Source organism: Rhodococcus sp. P3_B8 (assembly GCF_056402775.1).
On the sequence record NZ_JBFUGT010000075.1, the window covers coordinates 1 to 15,543 of the forward strand.

Sequence of the window (15,543 nt, forward strand, 5' to 3'; positions counted from 1 at the left end):
GCCCTGGTCGCCGCGCCGAAGGCGGCGCGCACCGCACGCGAGGCCTTCGCCGCGACACTGGGCCGTGGACTGGCCGATCGCCACGCCGTGCTGGCCCTGCGTCCCGGCGCGCTGCGCTGCCTGGACCGGGTCGACGCGGTGGTCGTGGACCCGTCGGTGCTGCACACGGCCGAACTTCGGGTGAGCGGGATCCGTGCGGTTCGGGACGCCGACCGGACGAGAGTGTGGGAGGCCGCTCGATCTGCCGTGGAGGCCGGCGCCCTCGGGGTGGGCTGGCACGCGCTGACCGACCTTCCGGACGATGTCGCCGCGGCAGCCGTGGACGAAGATGCCACCGTACTCGTGACCCCGGCGCACCATCCGAGCGCAGCGGCCGTGCTCGCGCAGGCGCGCTCGTCGGGCGCCCAGGTGGTGTCGGTGAACGTGGATACGCTCGGCGGACTCCGCTCGGCGTTCGACGATCTGCTGCCCTCCAGCGGATCACTGGATGTCGATCTGCGCGACGCCGTCGCGCAGTTGCAGGCGAACGGCGCGACGGTGGCGGTGGTCGCCGGCCGGGCGCCGCACGCACTGTCGTCCGCCGATGTCGGTATCGGTGTCCTCGTCGGCGACGCCCCGCCGCCGTGGTGCGCGGACCTGCTGGTCGACGACCTCGTCGGAGTGTGGCGGGTGCTGCGGTCCCTGCCGGACGCGCGGACGGCGAGCAGGCGCGGCGTCGAGATCGCAACGGCGGCGTCGATGCTCGGTGCGCTCGTCATGCTGCCGGGAGTGCGTGGGCGTGGACCCGGACCCGTCACGGTCGGCGCGGCGGCAGGACTGTGGACGGGGCATTCCCTCGCGCGCGCTGTGCTGCGGGCCGAGGTTCCACCCGCCGCCCCGGTTCACGCCTGGCACGAGATGCCGGTGCCGGACGTGCGCCGGCTGCTTCCCGCGCGCAACGAGGAGGAGGCCGCGGTCTCCCGGCGCCGGTCGGTGAATCTGGTGCTGACCCCGGTCGAGGCGATCGGGCGGCTCACGGCGTGGCCGGTCGGGTTGGCCTGGGATTTCGGCCGGGCGATGCGGACGGAACTGTCGGATCCGCTGACCCCCGTCCTCGCCACCGGATCGGCGGCGAGCGCCCTGCTGGGGTCGCCGATCGACGCGGTGCTCGTGGGGTCCGTGCTGGCGGGCAACGCCGCGCTGTCGGCCGTGCAACGCCTGCACGCGGAACGTCTGCTGAACCGGTTGCTGGCGGCGGGCGATCCGCCCGCGCATCGCGTCGCCGGGCCTCCGGAGCGCCGGGTGACCGAGCGGGTGGAGGCGTCGCGGTTGCGGCCGGGCGACGTGATCGAGATCGGTCCCGGCGAGGTGGTGCCCGCCGACGGCAGGCTGGTCGAGGCGTCGGGCGTCGAAGTCGACGAGTCCTCGCTCACCGGGGAATCGCTGCCGGTGAGCAAGCAGACGTCGCCGACTCCGGGCGCACCACTCAGTGACCGCGCCTGCATGGTGTTCGCGGGGACCACGATCCTCACCGGCACGGCGGCGGCGATCGTCACCGCGGTGGGCGACGCAACGGAAGCGGGACGCGCGGGTGCCCTCACCCCCGCGAGTGCGTCGCACGTGGGTCTGCAGGCGCAGCTCAGAAGCCTCACCGACCGGGTGCTGCCCGTCAGCGTGGGAGGCGGCGCGCTGGTCACCGCCGTCGGGTTCCTGCGCGGCACCGGACTGCGGCAGGCCGTCACGAGCGGCGTCGCGGTCGCGGTCGCGGCGGTTCCCGAGGGTCTACCGCTCGTCGCGACACTCGCGCAGCAGGCCGCCGCACGCAGACTGACGAGGTCGGGCGCACTGGTGCGGACGCCGCGGTCCGTCGAGGCACTCGGCCGCGTCGACGTGGTGTGCTTCGACAAGACGGGCACCCTGAGCGAGAACCGACTGCGGGTCGTCACCGCCGTCCCGGAGCCGGGGTTCGATCGCGAGGACGTGCTCGTGTGCGCGGGCCGGAGCGCCGTGACCCCCGACGGCAGTCCGGCCGCGCACGCCACCGACGCCGCGATCGCCGACGCTGCAGTGGACCTGCTACCGCAGGAGGAAGACCGGAGCAGTTACCTTCCGTTCCGCTCCGGACGGCCCTACTCCGCCTCGCTGTCCGGGACACACGTGTCGGTGAAGGGTGCACCGGAGGTCGTGGTCGCGGCGTGCACCGGCATCGACGCGGACAAGGTCCACGACGCCGTTCTCGGCATGGCTGCCGACGGGTTACGCGTCATCGCCGTCGCCCGCCGGACCGTCACGCCCTTCCAGGCGCGTCGCGCGGCCGACGACACCGCGGTGCTCGACGATCTATGCGGCAGTGGGCTGCAACTCGTCGGACTGCTCGGGCTGGCGGACACCCCGCGCCCCGAAGCGGCCGGACTGCTCCCGGCACTGGAAGGGCTACAGGTCGGGGTCCGGCTGATCACCGGCGACCATCCCGTCACGGCCACCGCCATCACGAAAGAGCTGGGACTGGCGGTGTCGTCCGAGCAGGTGATCAGCGGGACCGACTGGGACACCCTGTCGCACCGGGGGCAGGAGAATGCCGTCGAGAAGTGCGTCGTCTTCGCCCGGATGTCGCCCGAGAACAAGGTGCAGATCGTGCAGACCCTCGAGCGAGTCGGTCACGTCTGCGCGATGGTCGGCGACGGCGCCAACGACGCGGCCGCGATCCGGGCGGCCAGCGTGGGGATCGGTGTCAGCTCACGCGTCAGCGACCCGGCCCGCAGCGCCGCGGACGTGGTGCTCCTCGACGGCCGTGTCGACGCGTTGCTCGACGCCCTCGACGAGGGCCGTCAGCTGTGGCGGCGGGTGCAGGCGGGGGTGTCGGTGCTGCTCGGCGGGAACGCCGGGGAGGTGGCGTTCGCCCTGATCGGCAGCGCGATCGCCGGACGGTCGCCGCTCACCGCGCGTCAGCTCCTGCTGGTGAACGTGCTCACGGACGCCCTGCCCGCGGCCGCCCTCGCGGTGAGCCCGCCCAACGAACAGGCCCGGGGAGAGGGCCGCGGCCCGGACAGCGCTGCGCTGTGGCGGACCGTCGCGATCCGCGGCGCCGCCACCGCGGCAGGCGCGACGACGGCGTGGGCGCTGGCGAGCGTGACGGGCAGGCAACGCCGGGCGTCGACGGTCGGGCTGGTGGCGCTGGTCGGCACGCAGCTGGGTCAGACACTCATCGATTCGCGGAGTCCGCTCGTGGTGCTGACCGCGGGCGGTTCATTGGCCGCACTCACCGTCATGGTCAGTACTCCCGGTGTCAGTCAGCTCCTCGGGTGCACCCCGCTCGGACCGGTCGGGTGGGCCCAGGCGCTGGGCTGCGCGGGTGCGGCGGCCGCGGCGGCCGCGTTCGCACCGGGGCTGCTCGAAAAGCTTGTGGGCGATCAGTCGACGATCTCGATCACGCCCGCCCGCAACAGCACCGCATACACCTCCCGCAGCGGTGGGGTGAGCACGCGGGTGACCACCCCGGTCAACGGGTCCCCGGCGGCGGAGAAGACACCGGCAGCGGTCTGGGCGACAGAACTCAGCACAGCTGACACGGTCCGCGATCAAGGTGGCTGACCGGGAAACGGCACGGACAAGGGAGACGAACCATGGCCCAACGAACGTCGCAGGCGGAATCGCAGAGCGACGCCGTCCAGCGGGTGCGGGAGGCCCGCAGCTTCGCGGTGCAGCTACCGATCCTCGGCAGGGTGCCGCTGCCGAGGCCCGAGCAACTGGCATTCTTCGCGGCGATCGGCTTGCTCGCCGCCGTCGAGATCATCGAATGGCCGGTTGCCCTGACCATCGCGGCAGGACACATCCTGATCACCGATCAGCACAACCGCGCCGTCCAGGAGATCGGGGAGGCCCTGGAAGGCGCGTGACGCGGAAGTCCGGATCAGGCGGGCGGGCAGGCCGGTGACGTCAGCTGCGCGATCGCCACGATGGAACATGCCGTCGCCTTCGACAATTTCCACGTCCCGTTCTCGCCGGGCACGAAGATCGCGGGCAGGGTGTTCTGCTGCACCTGACCGTTGATCGTCAGCTGCAGCTGCGCGCTGGCGCTGCCGTCACCGTTGTCGATCACCGGGTCCAGGACCGTGACCTGCGCACCCGCCTGCTGGGCGGCGGCAGCGACCTGATTGAACAGGTTCGGGTCCTGCTCCGAACCCTCCACCATCGCGATCTTCTCCTCGAGGGGAGTGGCCGGGTCGAGGCCCTTCGCCAGCAGGGCGTTGAGTTCGGCCGCGGTCGGCAGAACGAGGTCGTCGGTGGTCTCGGCCGCTGCCGTGGTCGTGGACGTGGTGGTTGCGCTCGGGCCGGACGGCTCGTCGGAACCACAAGCGGACATCGTGAGGGCTGCGGCGATCGCTACCGCGGCAACCGTGATTTTGCGGATCGTCAACTCAGTTACCTCTTCGTATCTCGGTGCGCTGGTCGTTCGGTCTCACATCGAGTCTGAAGGTTTGGGCAGCGTCGCGCCGTCGAAGCCAGAGAATTCTCAGACTTCGACCGAATTCACGCAGCCGTACCGAACGCGCCGCGGTACGGAGTGGCGTGGCTCCACTGCAGAGCGGCAGCCGTGACGTCGGACGCGGGAAGGTCGTGGTGATGGGTCTGGATGAACGCGATCAGTGCGCGGGCGGTGCGCGCGAGGGCGACCTTGTGCCTGCGCGACGTCTCCGCGAGTTCGGTGAACGCGTCGTTCTCGGAGCATCCGCGGTAGGCGATGAGAATGCCGACCGCGATGTCGACGGCTGTGCGGGTGGAGTAGCTGGGCGCTGTCATGAATGTTCTCCCAACCTGCGTCGCAATGGGTACCACTCCATCCTCCCGCACTCGGTAGGACGTCGAAAGGGTTCGAATCTCCTCGAGCCTTCCTCGTGCGAGTTCTTCACCCAGGTTTTCCCTTACGGTAGGGGCATGGCTACCGTCTGGACGATCCCGATCGACATCACTTCTCGCTGGCTCGACAATTCCGAGGTCCAGACTTTCCTCGCGTCCAACGACCTGGACAACGCGGCACCCGACCCCCGGGTGCGGTTCGCGCAGTTCGCGGACGTCACGAAGTCGCTGGAACGGCACATCGGGCACACCTTCTCCTCGGTGCAGGGCGCGGCCACCGCACTCTTCGACGGCATCGACGGCGGTGTGCCCGTCGCGTTGAAACTGGCGGCGCTGCGTCTGATCCTGAAGGAGGTGTATCAGACCCGCCACGCGCCGCAGCCGTTCCCGAAGCGGGTCGGTGAGGAACTCGGCACCTACGTCTACGCGCTCCTCGATCCCCGCAACAGGTCGGTGTTCTACGTCGGCGCCGGGCGCGGCACCCGGGTGTACGGCTACGTGTGGGAGGCGTTGGCCGAGAACGAGCACCGGAAGACGCTCGAGGATCCGGAGACCGACGGCGCCGAGGTGAAGGCCGCGACGATCGCCCGCATCCGCGAGATCTACGACTCCGGCCACGAGGTCGAGCACTACGTCGTGGCGCATCGGATCGCCGACACCGGGGACGTCGCCGGCGCGGTGCGGGGTGGAGTCGTGGGAGCGTTGGGGCTGAACGAGGGTGCGGTGCTCAGCAATCTCGCCGGTGGCGCGGGCGAGCATCGCGCGGTACCCGTCGACGACCTCGTGTTGCAGTACGCAGCAGAACCCGTCCCGAACCTGCCGACCCCCTGCGTGGTCCTCGACGTGCCCGCCGCGTCCCGGCGCGGCGTGACGCCGGAGGAGGTGTACGAACTGTCCCGCGGCGCGTGGGCGGCAGGCGCTGCCGTGCGCAACACCGACGACATCCCGGTGATCGTGTTCGCGGACAACATCGTTCGCGCCGCATACCGTGCCAAGTCCTGGTCGTCCGTCGCACGACCTGGTGACGCGGCGCTGTGGCGGTTCACCGGCGAGCCCGACACCGAACTGGAGAGCCAATTCGTGAACAAGCGCATCGTCCCCGCCAAGGTCGGTCTGAAGAAGTGGCCCACCCACGGCTGGGTCCCGCACCTCACCCAGGCGCGCCCCGGCCGCTGACGTGAGTGGCGAAGCGTGCCCCGGCACACTTTGCCACTCACCTGCAGAGTGGGCCTCCCGAGTCGGTGGGGTGTGGTAAGTCTGAGCCGACCGGAGTTGGGGAGCGAAGGGAGGCCACGTGCTCGTACTGCATCGCGCCGAGCGTTCCACCACTCTCGCGTCGGCTCTCGGCGACGTGCTCGCGACCCCGCTGTCCGATCCGTTCGCCCGGGAGGTCGTCGCCGTCCCGGCGAAGGGGGTGGAGCGCTGGCTCACCCAGCGACTCTCGACCGCGCTCGGTGCCCGGCCCGACGTCGGCGACGGGGTGGCCGCCAACATCGACTTCCCGTCCCCGACCCGGCTCGTCGACGAGTGCCTCGCCGCCGCCACCGGGGTGTCCGCCGACGACGACCCATGGAACGCGTCCCGGGTGCTGTGGGCGTTGCTCGGCGTCGTCGACGACTGTCTCGGTGAGCCCTGGTGTGCCGTCCTCGCGAAACACCTCGGGCACGGTGTCCCGGACCGCGACCCGGACGATCACCGGCCGGGCCGGCGCTACGCGACCGCGTCCCACCTGACCGATCTGTTCCGCAGTTACGCCGCACAGCGGCCGGCGATGCTGGTCGACTGGGCCGGTGGCCGCGACACCGACGGTGCGGGTGGTCCACTCGACGACGACCTTCTCTGGCAGGCCGAACTGTGGCGGCGGCTGCGCGAGAAGATCGGCGGCCCCGCTCCCGCCGAGCGGCTCGACTCCGCCTGCGCCTGGCTGCGCGCGGAACCGGACCTCGTCGAACTCCCCGCCCGACTGTCGCTGTTCGGTCCGACGCGCCTCGCGACCGATCAGATCGCCGTCCTCGCCGCCCTGGCCGTCAATCGTGATGTGCACCTGTGGCTTCCGCATCCGAGTCCGGCCATGTGGTCGTCGTTGTCGACGGCAGACAGTGTTCTCGCACGCGCCGACGACCACAGCGCGCTGTCCGTCGCCCACCCGCTGCTGTCGAGCCTGGCGCGGGACGTCCGCGAACTCGAGTCGAGGCTGACCCGCCTCGACGTCGACGACCTCCACCACGAGGGGCCTGCGCCCCGCGACTCCCTGCTGGGGTGCCTGCAGGCGGATGTCCGGGACGATCGGGCGCCCGCGCTCGCCGAGTGCACGGCCGACGCGTCCGTCCAGGTTCACGCCTGTCACGGACCGGCCCGCCAGGTGGAGGTCCTGCGCGAATGCCTCCTGCATCTCTTCGAGGACGATCCGACTCTCGAACCGCGTGACGTGCTCGTCATGTGCCCCGACGTCGAGTCGTACGCCCCGCTGATCCGGGCGGCGTTCGGGCAGGACGTGCTCGGGCATCCCGGCCATCGTCTGCGGGTCCGCCTTGCGGATCGTGCCCTGCACCAGACCAATCCGGTTCTCGCCGTGGTGTCGACTCTCCTCGAACTCGCCGACGCGAGGGTGACGGCGAGTCAGGTCCTCGACCTGTCGGCGGCCGCGCCGGTGCGCAGGCGGTTCCGGTTCGGCGACGACGACCTCGAACGGATCCGGGAGTGGGCGACCGCGACGGGCGCGCGCTGGGGTATCGGTCCGCGGCAGCGCGCGGCGTTCGGTCTCGGCGACTTCCCGCAGAACACGTTCACCACCGCGCTCGACCGCATCCTGCTCGGCGCCGCGGCCGACGAGTCCGAAGGCGAATGGCTCGCCCTGGCGCTGCCGCTCGACGACGTCGACAGCAACGACATCGACCTCACCGGGCGGCTGGCCGAATTCGTCGACCGGCTCGACGTCGCGCTGCGCGGGCTCGGCGGTCCGCAGTCGGTCGCGGACTGGTCGAGCGCGCTCACCCGGGCACTCGACCTCCTCGTCGACGTCAGCGCCGCCGACACGTGGCAACTCGCGCAGGCGCGACGAGAACTCGGGGCGGCGATGGAGCACGGCGGCGACGCGGTCCTGCGACTGTCGGACGTGCGCGCCATGCTGGCCACCCGGCTCGCGGGCCGACCCACCCGCGCGAACTTCCGCACCGGCGAGCTGACGGTGTGCACGATGGTGCCGATGCGGTCGGTGCCGCACCGCGTGGTCGTTCTCCTCGGCCTCGACGACGAAGTGTTCCCGCGCGGGGTGAGCGTGGACGGCGACGACGTGCTGGCCCGTAATCCCCTTCTCGGTGAACGCGACCCGCGCAGCGAGGACCGGCAGTTGCTGCTCGACGCCGTGATGTCGGCTAGTGAGAAACTCCTGCTGTTCTACACGGGCGCCGACCCCGTCACCGGCATGTCCCGGCCGCCGGCGATCCCGCTGTCCGAGCTGCTCGACGCGGTGGCGGCCACCGTCGGGAGCGATGCCCTGCCCCGAATCGTGACCCGGCATCCGTTGCAGCCGTTCGATGCACGCAACTTCCGACCCGGGCACCCGTTCAGTTTCGACCGGGCGGCGCTGGCCGGTGCCCGTGCCGCGCAGCACCCGCCCGAACCGGAGCCCGCGTTCCTGCCTGCGCCATTGGTGCCGCCGCCGCTGGGGGACGTCGATCTCGCCRACCTCATCGCGTTCCTGGTGCACCCGACGCAGGCGTTTCTGCGGCAACGGCTCGGGTTACGGGTCCCCGACGTGGACGAGGACCTCGCCGACGCATTGGACGTGGCGCCCGATCCGCTGGCCCGGTGGGATCTCGGCCAGAGGATGCTCGTCGCGAGGCTGGCGGGAGTCGAATTGGCCGGCTTCCGCGCCGCGGAGTGGCGCCGAGGGACGCTGCCGCCGTTCAAGTTGGGGGAGTCGGTGCTCAGGGGCATCGAGCACGCGGTCGAGTCGCTCGTCGCCGTCAGCGGGTCCGTGCACGTCGGGCGGGCGGAAACCGTGGACGTCGATGTCGATCTCGGCTCCGGACGGCGCCTCACCGGCACCGTCGGCGGGGTGCACGGGTCGGTGATCGCGAGCACCACGTATTCGAAGTTGGGGCCGAAACACCGCCTCGCAGCCTGGGCACAGTTGCTGGCCGTCGCGGCGTCCGACAACGAGACCGAGTGGACTGCCGCCACGACCGGCCGCGGCGCGTACAGCCGTCCGGCGTGGCGGTCGACCCTCACTGCACCCGAGAACGCAGCGGAGGAGTTGGTGCGACTCGTCGAACTGCGCGATCTGGGGCTGCACGCGCCGTTGCCGCTCGCCACGGGCGCGTCGGCGGCCTATGCCGAACGACGCCACGGCGGCAGCAGCATGGAGGACGCGATCGAGGCGGCCCGGAAGGAATGGAGCAGTGACTTCGGTGACTCACGCGACCGGCACATCACGTACGTGTACGGGGTTTCGCCCGGGCTCGACGTCCTCGGCGACACGGTGACCATCGAGAATTACGCCCGGCAACTGTGGGCGCCGCTGCTCGCCGCCGAGACGTTGGCGCAGCCGTGACCGGCGCGCGAGGCTTCGACCTCCTCGGTCCGCTGCCGGAGGGTACGACGGTGCTCGAGGCGAGCGCCGGAACCGGCAAGACGTACGCGATCGTCGGTCTGGCCGCCCGCTTCGTCGCCGAGGGAGGAGTGGACCTGTCCCAGCTGTTGCTGGTGACGTTCAGCCGGGCGGCCACGCAGGAGCTGCGGGAACGCACCCGTGAACGATTCGGTTCCGCCGCAGCCGCATTGGCCGATCCGGCAGCGGCACGGCTGAGCGCGGATCAACTGGTCCGGCATCTCGCCGAAGCCGACACCGACGAGGTGACGCTACGGCGCCGGCGCCTGCTGCAAGCACTGTCGGACTTCGACGCCGCCACCATCGTCACCACCCACAGCTTCTGTCAGCGCATGCTCGACGGGCTCGGCATCGCGGGCGAACGCGACCCCGACACCGTGCTGGTCGAGGCCGCCGACGACCTCACGACGGAGGTGATCGCCGACCTGTACCTGCGGGTCTACAGTCGCGTCGAGTCGGCGCCGTTCACGCCGGCGGAGGCCACCGCGGCCGCCCGGGCCGCCATCTTCGACCCACAGGCCGTGCTTGCCCCGGAAGATGCGCGGGGCACCCCGGCCGGGGACCGGGTGGCGTTCGCCGAGGCGGTGCGCGCCGAAGTCGAACGGCGCAAACGCGCGGTGGGTCTGCGTGACTTCGACGATCTCCCGATGCTGCTCCACCGCGTCCTCAGTGATCCCGAGCACGGTGCGGCGGCCTGCCGGCGAGTCCGCGAACGCTACGGCGTGGTGCTCGTCGACGAGTTCCAGGACACCGACCCGCTGCAGTGGGACATTCTGCGCCGCACGTTCCACGGCAGCGGAACGCTGGTGCTCGTCGGCGATCCGAAGCAGGCCATCTACGCGTTCCGCGGCGCGGAGGTGCTCAGCTATCTGGACGCGGTGCGGTCGGCCGACCGCCACCAGGAGTTGACCACCAACTGGCGCAGCGATCAGGAACTCCTCGACGGCCTCGAATATCTGCACGGCGGCGCCGCGCTCGGGCATCCCGAGATCGTGGTGCACCGCGTCGACGGTGCGAGACCGAAGTCGCGTCTGACGGGTGCCGTGCCGCTGCGGCTGCGGTATCTGCCGAGGACCGGCGCCGGGCCGATCAACAAGTCGGGATACCCCGCGGTCGGGCCGCTCCGGAAGCGGATCGCGGCCGACCTCGCCGCCGACATCGTCGCTCTCCTCGACGGTGGCGCGACACTCGACGTCGGGGGGAGCGCCCGGCTCGTCGAACCCGGCGACATCGCCGTCCTGGTGCGCACCAACGCGCAGATCACACTGGTCCACGACGCCCTCGACCGGGCGGGTGTGCCGTCCGTGCTCGCCGGTGGGGCCAGTGTCTTCACCACTCCGGCTGCGCAGCACTGGCTCTGGATCCTGCAGGCCATCGAGCARCCGCATCGTTCGGACCGGGTGCGGCTGGCCGCGCTGACCCCGCTGCTCGGGCACACGGCCGAGGAACTCGACGCTCGCGGCGACGACATCGTCGCCGAGGTCGGCGGGCAGCTCCGCGAGCTGGGCGCGGTGTTCGCGCAGTCCGGTTTCGCGGCGCTGTTCGAACGGCTGTCCGCGGTCGCCGCGCTGGAGGCGCGACTGCTTCGGGTGGCAGCGGGTGAGCGGGCACTGACCGATCTCCGGCACGTGGCGCAGTTGCTCAACGGTGCCGCCGTCGAGCAGTCGCTCGGTCTGACGGCCGTCACCCGCTGGCTCACCGAACGGATGAAGGATCCGTCCTCGGGTGGGGTGGACCGCAGCCGAAGACTCGACAGCGACGCCGCGGCGGTGCAGATCGCGACCGTCCACGCCAGCAAGGGCCTCGAATTCCCGCTCGTGTACCTGCCGTACGCCTGGGACGCCGCGAAGATCTCGAAGCCGAGCAAACTGCTGCTGCACGACGACGACGGGCGACGCATCCTCGACGTCGGTGGTCCGGGCAGCCCCGGCTACGCGGAGCGCAGGAACCGGCACGACGCGGAAGAGGCAGGGGAGGAGTTGCGGCTGCTGTACGTCGCGGTGACCCGGGCGATGTGCGGGCTCGTGGTGTGGTGGGCACCGGCGTTCACGACCGCGGGCGCGCCGTTGCACCGGATGATCCTGGGACGGCAGCCCGGGCAGCGGGAGGTCCCGCAGAAGGTCACCGTCCCCGAGGATCCGGTTGTCGCGGAACGGTTGTCCGCGTGGGGTACGGCAGCTCCGGAGACGGTGACCGTCGAGGCGGTGGGTTCCGACCCGATCGTGCGGGTCGGATGGACACCACAGCGTGAGCCCAGCGGAGACCTGGAAGCCGCCCGCTTCCGGCGGCTGCTCGACACGCGGTGGCGTCGCACGTCGTATTCGGCGTTGACAGCGTCTGCGCACGACGCGCCCGCGGTGGGCAGTGAGGCCGAGGTCGAGGAGAAGACGGACGAACCGGACGAACCTCCGTTGCAGGCGCCGGCCGACGTCACTTCGGGGGTGCCGTCGACGATGAACGAACTGCCCGGCGGCGCGACGTTCGGCACGCTCGTCCACGCGGTCTTCGAGATCGTCGACACCGCCGCACCCGATCTGGGCGAAGAAGTGCTGCGTTGCTGCCGTGACGTGATCGCGTCGACGCTGTCGGACGTCGACCCCGCCCAGCTGGCGACGGCGCTGATGCCCGTGCTGCGGACTCCCCTCGGCGCGGGGGCCGGAACGACGCTCGCCGACATCGCACCCGCAGACCTGCTGGCGGAGCTCGACTTCGAACTGCCGCTCGCCGGCGGCGACACACCCTCGCTCACCGTGATGCTCGACGGCGTCGGCAGGCTGCTGCGCACCCACCTTCCCGTCGACGATCCGCTGCGGTCGTACGCCGACGCCGTGCAGACACTCGAACCGACCCCGCTGCGCGGATACCTCACCGGCAGCATTGACGCCGTGCTGCGACTGCCCGGACCGCGATACGTCGTGGTCGACTACAAGACCAATCGCCTCGCGCAGGGCGACCTGACCACCGCGCACTACACCCGCGAGTGCATGGCCGCCGAGATGGTGCGGGCCCACTATCCGCTGCAGGCATTGCTGTATTCCGTTGCGTTGCATCGCTACCTGCGCTGGCGGCAACCGAACTACGATCCGGCGGTGCACCTCGGTGGCGTCCAGTACCTGTTCGTTCGCGGAATGGTCGGCCCCGACACCCCGCCCGGCTGCGGAGTCTTCGACTGGGCACCGCCCGCCGCGCTGATCACCGAGCTGTCCGATCTGCTGTCCGGGTCGGCCTCCGAGCACGAGGGGACGCGATGACCGAGGTGCAGGTGGCGCAGCGCGGCAAGGGGATGCTGCGGGTGTTCAACGAGGCCGGTGTGCTGGCCGCCGCGGACGTGCACGTCGCGTTGCGGTTGTCGGCGCTCGGCGGCGAATCCTCGGAAGACGTCGTACTGGCCACCGCGCTGGCGGTGCGCGCGGTGCGGTCCGGCTCGGTGTGCCTGGACCTGACGCGGATCCGTGAGGTGACCGTCGACGAGGAGTCCGAAGTCGATCTCGACGCACTGCCCTGGCCGGATGACGGCATCGTCGTCGAGGCACTGCGGCGGAGTCCGCTGGTCATGGGTGGTTCGGCGGGACCGCTGCGACCGCTGCGGCTCGTCGACACGGCCGAGGGTGGCCTGCTCTACCTCGACCGGTACTTCCGGCAGGAAGCGACCATCCGGCGGGTACTCGACCAGCGCGCCGTCGGGCATCCCCTCGTCGACGAGCAGTCGCTGCGGGAGGGCCTGGACGCGTTGTTCCGCGACCAGAACGACGACGGGGAGCCGGCCCCGGCACCGGACCGGCAGCGGATCGCCGCCGCGGTGGCCGCCACACAGTGGACGTCGGTGGTGGTCGGCGGACCCGGAACAGGCAAGACGCACACCGTCGCCCGGGTGCTGGCGCTGCTGACGAGGCAGCCCGGGCCGGGCCTCCGGATCGCGCTCGCCGCACCCACCGGAAAGGCCGCGGCGCGGTTGCAGGAGTCGGTGCGCGAGCAGTCCGACGCACTCGGGTTGCCACCCGACCTGACTGCGATGACGCTGCACCGGCTGCTGGGCTGGCAGCGCGGCCGTGGCAGCCGGTTCCGCTACAACGCGAACAATCACCTGCCCTACGACGCGATCGTGGTCGACGAGACGTCGATGGTGTCGCTGACGATGATGTGCCGACTCCTCGAGGCAGTCCGCCCGGACACCCGGCTGGTGCTCGTCGGCGACCCCGATCAGCTGACGTCCGTCGACGCGGGCGCGGTTCTGGCCGATCTCGTGGCCAGGCCGGTGACGGGAACCGAGAATCCGGTGCTCGCCAGGATCGTCGGCGCCGACCTGGAGGCGGCCGACGACCCGCTCGAGGCCGCCTTGAGCGCTGGGGAACGGGACAGGTTACGGGGCGGAGTGGTCCGGCTCAGCCGAGGGCGGCGGTTCGGCGGCGGCATCGCTCAGCTGGCCGTCGCGGTGCGGAAGGGCGAACCGGACGAGGTTGTGCAGATCCTGTCGAGCGGCTTCCCCGAGGTGTCGTTCCACGGTCCCGAAGATCTGGACGCACTGCGGGCGGACGTGGTGGGGACGGCCGCCGCGGTCACCGAAGCCGCGGAATCCGGCGATGCCTTTGCTGCACTGCGGCATTCGGAGGAGCACCGGCTGTTGTGCGCGCACCGGGAAGGTCCGTACGGCGTGCAGCGGTGGGCGCGGCAGGCGGTGGAGTGGATAGGGGAGGCGACGGGGCAGCGGCTGAACCCGGATCGCTGGTATCCGGGCCAGCCGCTGATGGTGACTGCCAATGACCACGAAACGAAGATCTACAACGGCGACACCGGGGTGATCGTGCGCCGCGACGACGACGAACTCGTCGCCGCATTCGTGCGGGGCAACGAACCGTTCCTGTTGCATCCGACGCATCTGTCCGCGGTGCAGACGGTGTACGCGATGACGATTCACCGCAGTCAGGGCAGCCAGTACGACACGGTGTCCGTGGTTCTTCCCGGCGAGGCGTCGTCGCTGCTGACTCGCGAATTGCTGTACACCGCCATCACCCGGGCACGAAAGCACGTGCGGATCATCGGGTCCGAGGATGCAGTGCGGGCGGGAGTGCAACGCCGGGTGCTGCGGGCGAGTGGGCTTCGGAGGGCGATTCCGTAGCCCGGCTCCGCCGGTAGGCGATCACGACCGCGAGTGTTGCCGACACGAAGACGACCTGCAGGAGTGTCCGGGGGATCAGGGCTTCGAACGGTCCCGTCGAGAGTCCCTCTACGGCGGCGTACACGTTCGCCGGGAACATCACGATCAGCAGGGCGGTGAGGCAGCCCGCCGCCCACGGCGCAGTGCGTCGTATCAGCAGTCCCGCGGCGCCTGCCAGTTCGAGCAGACCGGTCACGGTCACCAGTAGGCCGGGATTCGGCAGCGACGGTGGGACCATGGCGACGAGTTCCGCACGCATCCCCACGAAATGGGCCATGCCGGTCAGCGTGAACATGGCCGCGAGTCCGCCCCGCAGGGCAACGGGCCACGGCCGGAACCGGCGCACACCCGCCGCACCTGCGACGAGGAGTGCCAGAGTGACGGCAACGAGGGCGATCAAGGGTTCCATGGTTTCTCCTGAATCGGTCACTGTTCGTGGGTGTTGTTACTGCGGGACAACCGGTCTCGGGCGCGGCTGAACTTCTGTGTGACGGGCACACGTGCGGTGGCGCGGGCCAGGCCCATCGCCGGCGTGCCGACGTAGATCGACTCGGCGCGGTCCACCGGATAGGTCTCGTGCCAGACGCCGACCGCACCGGGCGCCTTGCGGGCCCGCCGGTTGAATGCGGCCCAGGCCGGACGATGCTTCGCTTGGCTGTCACTGGCGTAGGCGTACAGCTTGTCGACGGAGTTCCAGTACTGAATCACTGTCGGGCCGCGCCCCTCGAACGTCAGGCGGTAGCCCATCAGACCCGAATCCGGGTTCTCGGACAGTTCGCGCAGCATCCTCGGCATCGCGAGGAAGGTGGGCAGCCACAGGTCCGGTCGCCAGGGTCGGTTGATGGTCATCCCGATCAGGAAGACCACCAGTTCGCCGTCGTAGTGGTGCGTCGAACGGGTGGGGTCGATCGTCGTCATCGGATGCCTCCCAATGTTGGAT

The 15,543-nt window shown here is 70.7% G+C and carries 10 protein-coding genes; 6 read left to right on the forward strand and 4 right to left on the reverse strand.

Going from position 1 to position 15,543, the window contains the following annotated elements:
* Together AC1D1G_RS22230 and AC1D1G_RS22235 are read left to right on the forward strand one after the other, a co-directional pair.
* The coding region (locus AC1D1G_RS22230) for a cation-translocating P-type ATPase (protein ID WP_477953691.1) at nucleotides 1-3,570 on the forward strand (3,570 nt) is incomplete at its 5' end.
* Nucleotides 3,571-3,602: 32 nt separating this feature from the next.
* Nucleotides 3,603-3,875, forward strand: a complete 273-nt coding sequence (locus AC1D1G_RS22235) for a hypothetical protein (RefSeq protein WP_105413430.1) — start codon at nucleotides 3,603-3,605, stop codon at nucleotides 3,873-3,875.
* A 14-nt stretch (nucleotides 3,876-3,889) separates the two neighbouring features.
* On the opposite strand, the gene AC1D1G_RS22240 is transcribed toward AC1D1G_RS22235, so the two are convergent.
* Together AC1D1G_RS22240 and AC1D1G_RS22245 are read right to left on the reverse strand one after the other, a co-directional pair.
* A complete protein-coding gene (locus AC1D1G_RS22240) occupies nucleotides 3,890-4,396 on the reverse strand; it encodes a WKL family lipoprotein (RefSeq protein ID WP_005252352.1) in 507 nt (168 codons plus the stop codon).
* A gap of 113 nt (nucleotides 4,397-4,509) precedes the next feature.
* On the reverse strand, nucleotides 4,510-4,779 hold the full coding sequence (locus AC1D1G_RS22245; protein ID WP_005563493.1) for an ANTAR domain-containing protein: 270 nt from the start codon (nucleotides 4,777-4,779) through the stop codon (nucleotides 4,510-4,512).
* Nucleotides 4,780-4,914: 135 nt separating this feature from the next.
* Here AC1D1G_RS22245 and AC1D1G_RS22250 point away from each other — a divergent pair, with 135 nt between their 5' ends.
* From AC1D1G_RS22250 to recD, 4 genes are all read left to right on the forward strand, one after another.
* The gene (locus AC1D1G_RS22250; protein WP_477953693.1) at nucleotides 4,915-6,012 is read left to right on the forward strand and encodes a GIY-YIG nuclease family protein; all 1,098 of its coding nucleotides are present in this window, start codon (nucleotides 4,915-4,917) and stop codon (nucleotides 6,010-6,012) included.
* A gap of 118 nt (nucleotides 6,013-6,130) precedes the next feature.
* Nucleotides 6,131-9,391: an exodeoxyribonuclease V subunit gamma gene (recC, locus tag AC1D1G_RS22255; RefSeq protein ID WP_477953694.1), complete on the forward strand. Its 3,261-nt coding sequence runs from the start codon at nucleotides 6,131-6,133 to the stop codon at nucleotides 9,389-9,391.
* A complete protein-coding gene (locus AC1D1G_RS22260) occupies nucleotides 9,349-12,699 on the forward strand; it encodes a UvrD-helicase domain-containing protein (protein ID WP_477953696.1) in 3,351 nt (1,116 codons plus the stop codon). The genes recC and AC1D1G_RS22260 overlap by 43 nt, the downstream gene beginning before the upstream one ends.
* On the forward strand, nucleotides 12,696-14,564 hold the full coding sequence (gene recD, locus AC1D1G_RS22265) for an exodeoxyribonuclease V subunit alpha (RefSeq protein ID WP_477953697.1): 1,869 nt from the start codon (nucleotides 12,696-12,698) through the stop codon (nucleotides 14,562-14,564). Before AC1D1G_RS22260 ends, recD begins: the two co-directional genes overlap by 4 nt.
* On the opposite strand, the gene AC1D1G_RS22270 is transcribed toward recD, so the two are convergent.
* Both AC1D1G_RS22270 and AC1D1G_RS22275 read right to left on the reverse strand, forming a co-directional pair.
* Nucleotides 14,482-15,012: a DoxX family protein gene (locus AC1D1G_RS22270; RefSeq protein ID WP_477953698.1), complete on the reverse strand. Its 531-nt coding sequence runs from the start codon at nucleotides 15,010-15,012 to the stop codon at nucleotides 14,482-14,484. The genes recD and AC1D1G_RS22270 overlap by 83 nt on opposite strands.
* Nucleotides 15,013-15,029: 17 nt before the next feature.
* On the reverse strand, nucleotides 15,030-15,521 hold the full coding sequence (locus tag AC1D1G_RS22275; RefSeq protein WP_477953699.1) for a DUF4188 domain-containing protein: 492 nt from the start codon (nucleotides 15,519-15,521) through the stop codon (nucleotides 15,030-15,032).
* Nucleotides 15,522-15,543 lie beyond the last annotated feature (22 nt).

Coding starts and splice junctions, on each gene's coding strand:
- AC1D1G_RS22235 (WP_105413430.1), top strand. CDS start 3,603: ATGGCCCAACGAACGTCGCAGGCGGAATCGCAGAGCGACGCCGTCCAG.
- AC1D1G_RS22245 (WP_005563493.1), bottom strand. CDS start 4,779: ATGACAGCGCCCAGCTACTCCACCCGCACAGCCGTCGACATCGCGGTC.
- AC1D1G_RS22250 (WP_477953693.1), top strand. CDS start 4,915: ATGGCTACCGTCTGGACGATCCCGATCGACATCACTTCTCGCTGGCTC.
- recD (WP_477953697.1), top strand. CDS start 12,696: ATGACCGAGGTGCAGGTGGCGCAGCGCGGCAAGGGGATGCTGCGGGTG.
- AC1D1G_RS22270 (WP_477953698.1), bottom strand. CDS start 15,012: ATGGAACCCTTGATCGCCCTCGTTGCCGTCACTCTGGCACTCCTCGTC.
- AC1D1G_RS22275 (WP_477953699.1), bottom strand. CDS start 15,521: ATGACGACGATCGACCCCACCCGTTCGACGCACCACTACGACGGCGAA.